The 11,456-nt window shown below is 43.2% G+C and carries 12 protein-coding genes and 3 pseudogenes; 3 read left to right on the top strand and 12 right to left on the bottom strand.

The genetic code is table 11. From position 1 onward, the window contains the following. Nucleotides 1–132: pseudogene (locus ACRPFF_RS10475) on the bottom strand (ABC transporter permease); the annotation flags it as partial. Between the two features lie 81 nt (nt 133–213). Here ACRPFF_RS10475 and ACRPFF_RS10470 point away from each other — a divergent pair. Continuing rightward, nucleotides 214–435: an alternative ribosome-rescue factor A gene (locus tag ACRPFF_RS10470; protein WP_003688893.1), complete on the top strand. Its 222-nt coding sequence runs from the start codon at nt 214–216 to the stop codon at nt 433–435. Here the strand turns inward: ACRPFF_RS10470 and iscA are convergent. The 8 genes and pseudogenes from iscA to iscR form a co-directional block, all read right to left on the bottom strand. After that, on the bottom strand, nt 395–715 hold the full coding sequence (gene iscA, locus ACRPFF_RS10465) for an iron-sulfur cluster assembly protein IscA (protein WP_432674615.1): 321 nt from the start codon (nt 713–715) through the stop codon (nt 395–397). The two genes, ACRPFF_RS10470 and iscA, sit on opposite strands and share 41 nt — an antisense overlap. A gap of 10 nt (nt 716–725) precedes the next feature. Then, nucleotides 726–970 (bottom strand): annotated as a pseudogene (locus tag ACRPFF_RS10460) (recombinase RecA). A gap of 106 nt (nt 971–1,076) precedes the next feature. Continuing rightward, entirely contained in the window at nt 1,077–1,463 is a 387-nt protein-coding gene (gene iscU, locus ACRPFF_RS10455) for a Fe-S cluster assembly scaffold IscU (protein ID WP_003674559.1), read from the bottom strand. A 68-nt stretch (nt 1,464–1,531) separates the two neighbouring features. Beyond that, on the bottom strand, nt 1,532–1,660 hold the full coding sequence (locus ACRPFF_RS10450) for a hypothetical protein (protein WP_256388723.1): 129 nt from the start codon (nt 1,658–1,660) through the stop codon (nt 1,532–1,534). 184 nt (nt 1,661–1,844) lie between these two features. Beyond that, nucleotides 1,845–2,447 carry a Fic/DOC family protein gene (locus ACRPFF_RS10445; protein ID WP_167435371.1) on the bottom strand — a complete coding sequence of 201 codons (603 nt, stop codon included), beginning with the start codon at nt 2,445–2,447 and terminating at the stop codon, nt 1,845–1,847. Between the two features lie 169 nt (nt 2,448–2,616). Continuing rightward, complete coding sequence (locus ACRPFF_RS10440) at nt 2,617–2,874, bottom strand: hypothetical protein (protein ID WP_432674614.1); 258 nt, start codon at nt 2,872–2,874, stop codon at nt 2,617–2,619. Between the two features lie 106 nt (nt 2,875–2,980). Further along, nucleotides 2,981–4,195, bottom strand: coding sequence for an IscS subfamily cysteine desulfurase (locus ACRPFF_RS10435; RefSeq protein WP_411713078.1), 1,215 nt, complete (start codon nt 4,193–4,195; stop codon nt 2,981–2,983). A gap of 28 nt (nt 4,196–4,223) precedes the next feature. Beyond that, nucleotides 4,224–4,670 carry a Fe-S cluster assembly transcriptional regulator IscR gene (gene iscR, locus ACRPFF_RS10430; protein WP_118811629.1) on the bottom strand — a complete coding sequence of 149 codons (447 nt, stop codon included), beginning with the start codon at nt 4,668–4,670 and terminating at the stop codon, nt 4,224–4,226. On the opposite strand from iscR, the gene ACRPFF_RS10425 reads away from it, so the two are divergent. Beyond that, nucleotides 4,669–4,899, top strand: coding sequence for a hypothetical protein (locus ACRPFF_RS10425; protein WP_123196138.1), 231 nt, complete (start codon nt 4,669–4,671; stop codon nt 4,897–4,899). The genes iscR and ACRPFF_RS10425 overlap by 2 nt on opposite strands. Nucleotides 4,900–5,019: 120 nt before the next feature. Continuing rightward, a pseudogene (locus ACRPFF_RS10420) lies at nt 5,020–6,192 on the top strand (alpha-hydroxy acid oxidase). 148 nt (nt 6,193–6,340) lie between these two features. On the opposite strand, the gene ACRPFF_RS10415 reads toward ACRPFF_RS10420, so the two are convergent. From ACRPFF_RS10415 to ACRPFF_RS10405, 3 genes are all read right to left on the bottom strand, one after another. Then, nucleotides 6,341–9,115 (bottom strand): DEAD/DEAH box helicase family protein, encoded by a 2,775-nt coding sequence (locus ACRPFF_RS10415; protein WP_432674613.1) that lies wholly within the window; start codon nt 9,113–9,115, stop codon nt 6,341–6,343. Beyond that, nucleotides 9,105–10,739, bottom strand: a complete 1,635-nt coding sequence (locus tag ACRPFF_RS10410; RefSeq protein ID WP_432674616.1) for a site-specific DNA-methyltransferase — start codon at nt 10,737–10,739, stop codon at nt 9,105–9,107. Before ACRPFF_RS10410 ends, ACRPFF_RS10415 begins: the two co-directional genes overlap by 11 nt. Continuing rightward, nucleotides 10,636–11,148, bottom strand: coding sequence for a site-specific DNA-methyltransferase (locus ACRPFF_RS10405; RefSeq protein WP_432674611.1), 513 nt, complete (start codon nt 11,146–11,148; stop codon nt 10,636–10,638). The genes ACRPFF_RS10410 and ACRPFF_RS10405 overlap by 104 nt, the downstream gene beginning before the upstream one ends. Nucleotides 11,149–11,456 lie beyond the last annotated feature (308 nt).

Here is an 11,456-nt window from a genome sequence, read left to right as displayed (position 1 = left end):
GTCGAGTTTCCGCGCCAACGCGTTGCCGGTGCTTTGAATCAGGATGACCAGCAGCACGAGAAGGGCGACGATAAAGACGATGACTTCGGTTTGGTAGCGGNAGTAGCCGTAGCGGATGGCGAGGTCGGACATAGTAGGATGATAAATGTAAGATTTTGGCAGAAAACTGTTTTTGCCTTATAATCTGCGGCTTCTTAAACGAAAGGACTGAATATGGGCGGCAAAGCGCAGCACAATAAAGGCAAAATACGCGACAATGCTTTAAAAGCCTTAGTAAAATCCGATTTGTTCCGGCACAAGGTGGAACGGAAAAGGAAAGGCAAAGGCAGCTATAACAGGCAGGAAGCGAAAAAACGGCGGGACGGTTTTGATACTGTCCCGCCGTTTTTATGCCTTAAACGTGGAAGCTCTCGCCGCAGCCGCAGGAGTCTTTGACATTGGGGTTTTCAAATTTGAAACCTTCCTGCAAACCTTCTTTGGTGTAATCGACTTGCGTACCGTCTAAATAAACCAGGCTTTTCGGGTCGATATAAATGCGCGCGCCGTGTTCTTCGACAATCAGGTCGTCCTCGTTCGCTTCATCGACAAATTCAAGGTTGTATGCCATACCCGAGCAGCCGCTGGTTTTCACACCTAAGCGTACGCCCAAGCCTTTGCCGCGTTTGGTCAGGTAATTGTTGATGTATTTGGCTGCATTTTCTGTGATGGTAATCATGCTTCTTTCCTCATTTCGCAATTATTTTCTGTTTTGCCCATGTTATCGCGGCAGAAACGGCGGCTTTTGCCTGCGGACTGTTTTTCTAACAGGTTGAGCCGGTTAATTGTGCACCCTGTTCCAAAACATCGTCCAAATCCGCTGCCGCCAGTGTGGCAACATCATCCAAGCCCATTTGCTGCAAACGCTGCAATACGGTTTTACCTATGCCTTTGACAGCAGCAGGGATTGGGCTTCTTCATCGCTAAAAGGCATTTTAGCCTCCTTTGATTTTGAAGGGACAAGCGCGCTTATATATGGTGGTACCTATCAAGTCGATTTAGGTTTTAATGTCCGCAAACTAAGTATCTGGAAAACAGGGTTATTTGTTTTCCTGACGTTTACGGTAGTCGGCAACGGCCGCTTTTACCGCGTCTTCCGCCAAAATGGAGCAGTGGATTTTTACCGGCGGCAATTCCAACTCTTCGGCGATTTCGCTGTTTTTGATTGCCAGCGCGTCATCCAAGCTTTTGCCTTTGACCCACTCGGTAATCAGGCTGGACGAAGCGATGGCAGAACCGCAGCCGTAAGTTTTGAATTTGGCATCTTCAATAATACCTTCATCGTTTACTTTGATTTGCAGACGCATCACGTCGCCGCAGGCGGGCGCGCCGACCATGCCGGTGCCGACGGACTCGTCGTTTTTGTCGAAAGTGCCGACGTTGCGTGGGTTTTCGTAGTGGTCGATTACTTTATCGCTGTATGCCATGATGTGGTTTCCTTTGTGTTTTTAGTGGTGTAAATGGTTTGTTTACGAATATTCAGACGGCCTGAAGTTTAGATTTTGCATGCGCCGCCTTCGCAGCCGTCATCATTCTCTGAATCAACGCCGCCTTCTACGGTAACGTCGTCAAAATCTTCGAGCAGGTTGTCGAGATTGTCGAGGTCGATTTCTTGTTCGTTCATGGGTTGTATCCTTGATTTTAATGTGGTGGCTTTTAGGTCGTCTGAAAAGGTCTTTTGGGATTTCAGACGACCTTTTTTATTTATAGGTAGGTTGGGTTATTAAACCCATTCAGGTGCTTTAATAGGCTTGTTGGGTTTCCAACCCAACCTACGCTTGCTTAAAATATCGTGGTTTGTTGATGTTTTAGTCGTCTGAAAAAGACGATTGTTCTAAATTGTCTAAAATTAATCGTGCCAATAAACTGCTATCGGCATGGTATGCCTGACTAGAGGCTTGAATCATTTGTTCGGCAGAGATATTTTGCCAATGTATCTGCAAACCGTTTTTCATTGCCAATTGCGTCATAAACAGGCGCAATGTTCTGCCGTTTCCTTCACGAAAAGGATGTAGAACGTTCAATTCGCCCAAATAATAGGCTGCACGTTCTGCAAACTTATCTTTATCCAATCCCTGCAAATAGTTTTCGCTTCGCAACTTCTCCAAAAGTTTACGGCTTTCGTTTTCGATAAAAGCAAAATTGGCAAATCGGGTATTACCTTTGGAAATATCAACTCTCCGGATTTCGCCCGCCCAATCATAAACATCGCCAAACAGTTCGCGATGAATGGTCTGTAAATGCGCCAAATCAAAATTGCCCGTAATGGGTTGCAAAAGCAGATGCTGGGCGGAAATAGCAGAAATGTCTCTTTCGACCTTTTCTAATTCAAGTGGATCTTGAATGGCTAATTTATTTCTAAATACAGCATCATTCATATAGATTATGTCTTCACCACCGTATTTACTCATTTTTTTAGAACCTTTGTTTAATTTTTCTTATTTCTTTCTCAATATTTGTTTTACCAATCTTTAGAAGTTGCATTGCATATTGAGTTTGTCGGCTAATTTCTAAATTCTCCATTTTCCATGAACCGGTGATATCATCAACATCTTTTGTCCAATGATCTTCAATAGTTAACTATTTCAAACTTCCTTTATCACGATCAATAATATCAAGATGATGTCCTCCTTGATAAACAAAAATGATTTTATTCTCAAATAAGGAAGAGAATTTTTTGAATATAGATCGATTGTATTCAATAACAGATAAAGCAAATTCAATATCTTTTTTTAATACGTCTAAATCTTGTTTATAATCTAAGTCAAATTGTTCAAAATATTTTCCATAAATAATACGTTTATAACCATTTGGCAAATTAATAATTTTAACTTTCATGGTATTCTTTCTATGAAAATAGCTTACAAGACTGTCTATAAAAAGTGTTTTACTGTATTCAAAAATTAGACTCACTTTCTCAGACAGCCTTTGTTTGACATCAATCTTAATGCGCTGCCCATTCGATCGAGTTCAAATCAATCCCGTCTTTGAACATTTCCCACAGCGGCGACAGTTCGCGCAGTTTGCCGATTTTGGATTTGATCAGTTTTGCTGCAAACTGCACTTCTTCTTCGGTGGTCATGCGGCCGAAGGTGATGCGCAGGGACGAGTGCGCCAATTCGTCGTTGCGGCCGAGTGCGCGTAAAACGTAGCTTGGCTCAAGGCTTGCGGAAGTACAGGCGGAGCCACTGGATACGGCGAGTTCTTTCACCGCCATAATCAGGCTTTCGCCTTCGACGAAGTTGAAGCTGACGTTCAGGTTGTTCGGGGCGCGGTGTTCGAGGTCGCCGTTGATATAGACTTCTTCGATGCCTTCGATGCCTTTGAGGAAGATGTCGCGCAGTTTGCGGTAGTGCGCCATATCTTGTTCGAGTTCTTCTTTGGCGATGCGGAAAGCTTCGCCCATACCGACGATTTGGTGGGTCGGCAGGGTGCCGCTGCGGAAGCCGCGTTCGTGGCCGCCGCCGTGCATTTGGGCTTCGAGGCGGACGCGAGGTTTGCGGCGGACGTACAGCGCGCCGATGCCTTTAGGACCGTACACTTTGTGCGCGGACATCGAGAGCAGGTCGATTTTGGCGGCTTCGACATCGACAGGTACTTTGCCGCAGGCTTGGGCGGCATCGACGTGGAAGATGATTTTGCGTTCGCGGCAGATTTCGCCGATGGCGGGAATGTTTTGCACCACGCCGATTTCGTTGTTTACCCACATTACGGAAATCAGGATGGTGTCGTTGCGGATGGCGGCTTTGAGTTCTTCCAAATCAATCAAACCGTTTTCCTGCACGCCAAGGTAGGTTACTTCGAAACCTTGGCGTTCGAGTTCGCGCATCGTGTCGAGTACGGCTTTGTGTTCGGTTTTGACGGTGATGAGATGTTTGCCTTTGGTTTTGTAGAAGTTTGCCGCACCTTTGATGGCGAGGTTGTCGGACTCGGTCGCGCCGCTGGTGAAGATGATTTCTTTGGGATCGGCATTAATCAGGGCGGCGATGTCGGCGCGGGCTTTTTCGACGGCCTCTTCTGCTTCCCAACCGAATGCGTGGCTGTTGGAGGCGGGGTTGCCGAAGGTTTCGGTCAGATAGGGAATCATTTTTTCGGCAACGCGTTTGTCAACGGGTGTGGTGGCGGCGTAGTCAAGGTAAACGGGGGTTTTGACGGTCATGGTTTGCTCTTTCTTTTTCGGGTGTTATTTAATGGATGTGTGTAAACTGGACGACGCGGCTGCTGTCGCCGTTGTTTTTTTGTTCGATGATGCTTTGCAGGGTAACGCTGCCGAGGTAGTCGTTGATGGTTTTGTTTAAATTCTCCCAAAGGTCGTGCGTCAGGCAGGGCGCGCCGTGGTGGCAGTTGGCTTTGCTGCCGCATTGGGTCGCGTCCAGCCGGTCTTCGGCGGCGGAAATGATTTGGGCGATGTTGATTTGTGCGGGAGGGGCAGCGAGGATGTAGCCGCCGCCGGGCCCGCGCAGGCTTTCAACCAGTCCGGCGCGGCGGAGTTTGCCGAACAATTGCTCGAGATAGGAGAGGGATATGTTTTGGCGTTCGCTGATGGCACTGAGTTTGACGGCGCCGGTTTGCGCGTTCATCGCCAAATCCAGCATAGCGGTAACGGCGAAACGCCCTTTGGTGGTCAGTCTCATGGTGGTGGTTGCCCGTGTCGGCTTTTTTATAGTGGGCGGAATTGTCCAATATCTGAGTGTTTCAGTCAAGTATGGAGGAGCTGTTGCCGATTGTTTGTTTAAATGGCGGTATAGTCTGATTTTGCTTTATTTGTTTGGTTTTTTGAATCAGTTGGTTATGTTTTTTGAGGAGCGGCGGTTGGGGCGTTTTGCCGGCAAGCGGTTTCAAAACAATTTGATTTATTTTTGATATTGATATAGATTATCTAAATCTTAGTGATTTATTTGGGTATTGCCTGAAATGCCGTCTGAAAGCTCAAGCGGTTTCAGACGGCATACTCCATCAGGCTGTCAAACAGGGAAAAACAAGATGAAACGTGATTTGAGCAAAATGACCTGCATCGAAGACTTGCGCCGCGTTGCCAAGCGCAAAATGCCGCGTATGTTTTACGATTACATCGATTCGGGTTCGTGGACGGAAACGACTTATCGAGAAAATACTTCGGATTTCAAAGATATCCGCTTCCGACAAAAGGTATTGGTCAATATGGAGGGACGCAGCCTTGAGACCAAAATGATCGGGCAGGATGTGAAAATGCCGGTGGCGATTGCGCCGACGGGTTTTACCGGCATGGCACACGCAGACGGCGAAATCTTGGCGGCGCGTGCGGCGGAGAAGTTCGGCATTCCGTTTACGCTCTCGACCATGTCCATCTGCTCGATTGAAGACGTTGCCGAGAACACCAGCGCGCCGTTTTGGTTTCAGCTTTATGTGATGCGCGACCGCGAGTTTATGGAAAACCTGATTAAGCGCGCGAAGGATGCCAAATGTTCGGCATTGGTTTTGACCGCCGATTTGCAGGTTTTGGGTCAACGCCACAAAGACATCAAAAACGGCCTGTCCGCGCCGCCGAAACCGACCATCGCCAATTTAATCAATCTGGCGACCAAGCCCGAATGGTGCATGAAAATGCTGAACACGGAACGCCGTACGTTCCGCAATATCGTCGGACACGCCAAAAACGTCGGCGATTTGTCCTCGCTGTCTTCATGGACTTCCGAACAATTCGACCCACGCCTGAGCTGGGACGACGTCGCCCGCATTAAAGATTTGTGGGGCGGTAAGCTGATTATCAAAGGCATTATGGAACCCGAAGACGCGGAAAAAGCAGCGAAAAGCGGTGCGGACGCATTGGTTGTTTCCAACCACGGCGGCCGCCAGCTCGACGATACCGTGTCTGCCATCAAAGCCTTGCCCGACATCGTCAGCGCAGTCGGCAGCGACATCGAAGTTTGGATGGACAGCGGCATCCGCAGTGGTCAGGATATTTTGAAGGCGTGGGCTTGGGGTGCGAAAGGCACGATGATAGGGCGGGCGTTTTTGTATGGTTTGGGTGCGTATGGGGAAGAAGGCGTAACCCGTGCGCTGGAAATCCTGTAGAAAGAAATGGATATATCTATGGCGTTTACGGGACACCGCGATATTCAAGATGTCGATGCTTCGATTTTGAGAGGCAAAGATTGGGGCAGGGAAACGGTTTAGATACTGAAAAATATGATGCCGTCTGAACACAGGGTTCGGACGGCATTAAAATTTGGCTGTATTTTAATAATGTGTTGATTAAATATTTGACAAAACACTCTTTTATAAAGGAAGTTTTGTCAAACGGGGCTGCCGGCAATGCACTACTTCATTTTTCAAGCGATTCAGCACCTAAAGGGAATAACTCCGTAAATTGTCTATTTTTCTGATTGTCAGTAAAAAACGGTAAACCGATCAAACGATAATGCGGTGTATCTTTTTGCAGGATTTTATCCTTCCCATATTCTGCTGTGATGGCTTCTAAAAAAGCTTCTTTCCACGAATCATTTTCCACTAAATGTTCGCCTTTGGGCTCAATGAAAATTTGGTAATGCAAAAAGCCGTCCACGCTGTCGGAAGAAGATTTTTGTTTATCTTTCAGCAATAAAACAAAGTCCGGCATAAATCCTTCACCATCGGCAAAGTTATTCAATTTAAACACTTCTTCATTTCGGATTAAATGCACGTCATATTTAGATTTCAAATCGCCCAAACGCTCTGAAATAAATTGAATTAACGCTTCTTCCAAACTTGTTCCAGCAAAATTATCCATCACATACCAATCATTTTGCATGGCAATAGCAGTTTTTATATCATCTTTTTTGACCCATTTTTGTTTTGGCGTGCCGAAAATTTCCCATAATTTTTTAGGCGTAAATTCTTTTGTACCGATAAATGGCTTATCACTTTCATTCAAATGCTTTTCAACCATTTCCAAGATTTTCAGGCAGCCTGCAAGTTTATCGTCCGGGCAAACCTGTTTGTCTTGCCCTAATCCTAAAAATTCAATTTGCCAGTCTTTCAACAAGTTATTTTGCAATTCATTGCGATTTTGAATATTGAGCTTGCTTTGCAAACGGTTGAAATGGAATAAAGATTGACTATTTTTCCCTTTGATATGTAATGCTTTATTGAAAATATGCGCCTCCATTTCACTCATTTTTATGGTTTGAGTAAAATTATTTTGTGTGCCGATTTGTCGGGCGGTTTCATCATTTTCATCGGCTGTAAATTGCGTTTCCTGCAACAGTTGATTGCCGTGAACTTGGAATGAAAGCGTTTGCGGATTGGCTTTCAGGCTGTTTGCATTATTGCTTTTGGCGTTTGGGTTGGGGATTTTTTTATTCGCCCAAATTAACAAATCTCTAAAATCCTTATTATCGGCAAATTCAGATTTAAGTTTAAATGTTGCCAATACCTTATCATCGTCTTTTTCAGGCAAATAACCGTCTTTTCGCAACTCGTTTTTCAGTTCTGAAATATAGCGGGATTGCTCATCGTGCGTGTAATAAAACAATTCTTCCAAGATACGCAATTCGTGTTGCATATCGTTGTCAAATTTGCGTTTATTCGGCTGTTTACCTTCAAACGCAAATGGAAAATAACGCACGCCGCGACCAATCAACTGCTTTTCCGATACGGTAGCGGCAGCCGTTTTGCCCGATTTTTTATTTGAACCGCCGCCGTTTTGCCCTTCATACAAACGCACAATATCAAACAAATTTAAAACGTCCCAACCTTCGGTTAATCTATCCACCGTAAAAATGGCACGAATCGGATTATCAGCCGCTTCCAGATTATTTAGCAATTTTTCGGTTTCGCCGTCGGTTTTTTCGGTTTTGGTTTTGTTGGTTTCGGAGTTGGTAATAATCACATTATGTTTTTGATAATTTTGTTTCACCCAATTTGCCAAATGTGCAAACTCAAAGCCATTTTCCTGCATAAATTTTAGGGCTTGTTCGGTGCGGGTTTTGCCTTGTTCGTTGGCGTTATCGCTATCGTTTAAGCTTGTTGAAAATGTCGTTAAAAACGAAAAATCATCCGCTTGTACATTTTCTGCCCAATTTAAAAATGCCGAATAATCCGCTTTTGATTCATCAATCGTCTTACTTCTAAACAACATCACAGGCTTGAAATTGGCAATGCCATATTTCAACGCAATTTGATGGCGATACCAGGCAAACAATAAAGCGTGTAATACCCGCTCTTTCTTGCCCAGCGTACTGGATACCAAATTGATTTCTTTGGTATAACCTTTTTGCAAAAATTCTTTTAAACCAAATTTTGTGATGATTTTATCCGCGTATTTTTGTTGTACGTCAGCATTTTCAGGCAGCGTGGCGGTAAATTCCAATAGCACATTTTCGCTGGGATTGCCATTTTTATTGAGCAACAACTCCAAAACCATATGCTCCCAGCCTTTGCGTTCAATTTCGGCATCGCTAGTGCGGTCGTTCATTTCCTTTTCTAAATCTAATTCGCCTTGTTTTTTGCTTTTGGTTTGCGCGTTTAAATGGTGTGCTTCATCGCCCAGCATCACAAGGTTCAATTTGTGCAAATCTGCCAATGTGGTTTGTTTTTCTCGCTCGGTGTGGATATCGTTATACAGTTTTTGAATACTGGTAAATTTAATTTCAATGCCGTCTGAATGTGGGCTAAATGTCTCTACTTTGCGAATGGGAATAACCGTATCGTCTTGCAAAATCTTTTCGGTAAATAAAAATTTTGCGTGCGCCGGGTCAATAAAATTATTTTCCGTTTTATCCACGATATTATTTTGATTGACGAAAAACAAAAAATGCCGATACCCTTTTTCAAAATAATACAAAATCAACGCCGCCATCATCATTGTTTTGCCGGCTCCCGTTGCCATATTGAACAGCAAATGGGTAGGACGGTTTTTGATGCCGGGGAAATCCTTTAATTTTGAAGTGCGGTCAAAAATCACAAAATTTTCTAAAGCCGATTTTTGCCATTCAAAAAACGGATATTTTAAATTATTGGAAACAAATTCAGGCAGCGCGAAAAAATCCGTCTGTTCCATTTCTTCCAGCATTGATTTGCGGTCTTCCACCCAATCAAACAACGTTTTATCATTCGCCATCTTTTTTCTCCGCTTGATAGAACGCACGGCTTAACGCTTTATCATCATCATTCAGGCAGCCTGCAAATTGTTCATCGTCCATTTCGGATAATGAAATATACATTTGATTTAAATCCAACATTTCAAGCACCATTTGTTTTTGTTCGTCTAATGCCAAGGATTGAAATTCAGGCTCTTGAATGATTTGACTAAATTCATTTACGCTGACGTTGTATTTCAAGAAATAGCGTTCGCATAAACCTTCAAACAGCGTTTTGATGCCGTCTGAATCTTCGCAAGCCAAAATTTGTTGTTTTGCGGTTTCGTTAAATGGAGCAAGCTCGGCATAGACAAACTCGCCACCACCTTGCCAATTTACGGCTTTGGAAATACCGCCTTGCTCGCCTTCAATCACTTTTTTCAAGCGTTCAACGGCAAGCGTTTCAATATAATCCATTTGTTCAATACCGATGTATTGGCGGTTCATTTTGTGGGCAACGGCAGCGGTTGTGCCACTGCCAAGATGGTAGTCTAGGATGATGTCGTTTTCGTTGGTGTTGATTTCTAAAAGTGCTTGAATAAGTTTTTCAGGTTTAGGACTATCAAAATCTTCACGATTAAAACCTAATTTTTCAATTTCATCTTTTGCCACTTTTAAAGAACCGTGTTCTAATAATAAGTTTGCGTATAATTTTGCGTCGCCCAATTTATAATCTTGACTATATTTTTTTAGATAAAAAATACCGTCTTTAATTTCATATTTCACATCAGGCTTGATTTTTCCATTTTCATCTAAAATATTATTACCAATTGTCCAACGTTTGCCTTTTGGTGGATAAAATGTTCCTTCGGCAGTAATAATTGGAAAAATCATTGTTTCCCTTTTATATGTACCTTCATTAGTCTTTACTGGATTTTCTAAATTGTATTCTCTGCCATTTTCATCGGTATATTTATATTTTCGTTTAAATTCTTGCAAATTTGGAGTAATACTTTCAAAGTCTTTAGCATACATTAAAATACTTTCAGTAATAGTTCCAACACCATCTTTTGTATTGCTAGCATTTCCTTTTTTCTTCCAATTAAATGTAGTAACGTAATTTTTTCGTGTAAAAATTTCGTCCATTAAGACTAATAAATATCCATATTCAGGGGATTCACGAAGTGAGCTAGGAGAATTATCAATTTGAACAAGAATAACCCCATCATCAGCTAATAAAGTTTTCGCAATTTCCAGCCGATTTTTCATAAAAGTCAGCCAAGTGGAATGATTAAATTTGTCGTTGTATTTAAAACCGTCATTACCCGTGTTATATGGCGGGTCAATATAAATCAGCTTCACTTTACCTTTTAACTGTTTGGCAATCGAATGCAGGGCTATCAGATTATTGCCTTTGATAATAAGATTTTCGGCAGGTGTNCCGTCTGAANGGCGTTTGATTTCGCCAACGGCTTGTTTGCCGTCTGCGGTGTAGCGGGAGAATTTTGAGAATGCTTTTGCGTCAAAAAGCCTATCGATTTCATCAAAAGCAAGCGTTTGATTAAAAAAGATTTCTTGTCTTTTTCGGGTTAATTTGGTGTATAATTGGCTGGCTGGCTGGCTGGCTGGCTGGCTGGCTGGCTGGCTGGCTGGCTGGCTGGCTATTATTGCGTTTAAAATAAATCTCTTCGCCTTCTTCGGTGCTTTGTCCGCCATTCAATACGCAATCTTTAAACGGAAAATCTAACACAATATCCGAATTGTCTTTCAAAAAGCGGTTGCCGTCCGTCAAACCAATGCGGTTGGCGTATTTTGTGTAGGAATTATTGACGCTGTGTTTGTCCAAGAAAAAACGAAAATCCTGCAATTTAAACACCAAAACACCATTCACTTTCACAAAAAAATGGCGTTTTAACTCATCATTCCCCAATAACAACCTGATAATCGACGGGTCGGTTTTTTCCACCAAATCTAACAGGATGTTTTTGGCTAAAATGGTTTTTTCTTCGTTCGCCCATACTTTTTCGTGTGATAGCAGGGCTTGGGTTAATTCGGCTTGAATGTCTGTCTTCATCGTTATAAATCCTCATCAGTCATTTTAATGTGCCATTCTTGTGTAACGGTAAATGGCTTTGCAAATAAATTCTAATAAAATCAATTATTTGATGTCTTTGCTGTTTCCGGGGTGTTCGCAAAGTTGCGATAAGCGGGGCGGGTGTCCGAGTGTGTCGGGATTTTGCGGAAATATAGTGGATTAAATTTAAATCAGGACACGGCATACGAGATCGCTCAGTGTCTCGTGGGCTCGGAGATGTGTATAAGAGACAGTCAATTAATAGCTCGAAATCAACCAATTTCAATTTAATTTCTTTTTCTAAATCC

Source organism: Neisseria sp. SLRRB23, from assembly GCF_050896295.1.
Taxonomy (GTDB): domain Bacteria; phylum Pseudomonadota; class Gammaproteobacteria; order Burkholderiales; family Neisseriaceae; genus Neisseria.
The sequence above is the reverse complement of the archived record's forward strand: the minus strand, read 5'-3'. Positions and strand labels throughout refer to the sequence as shown.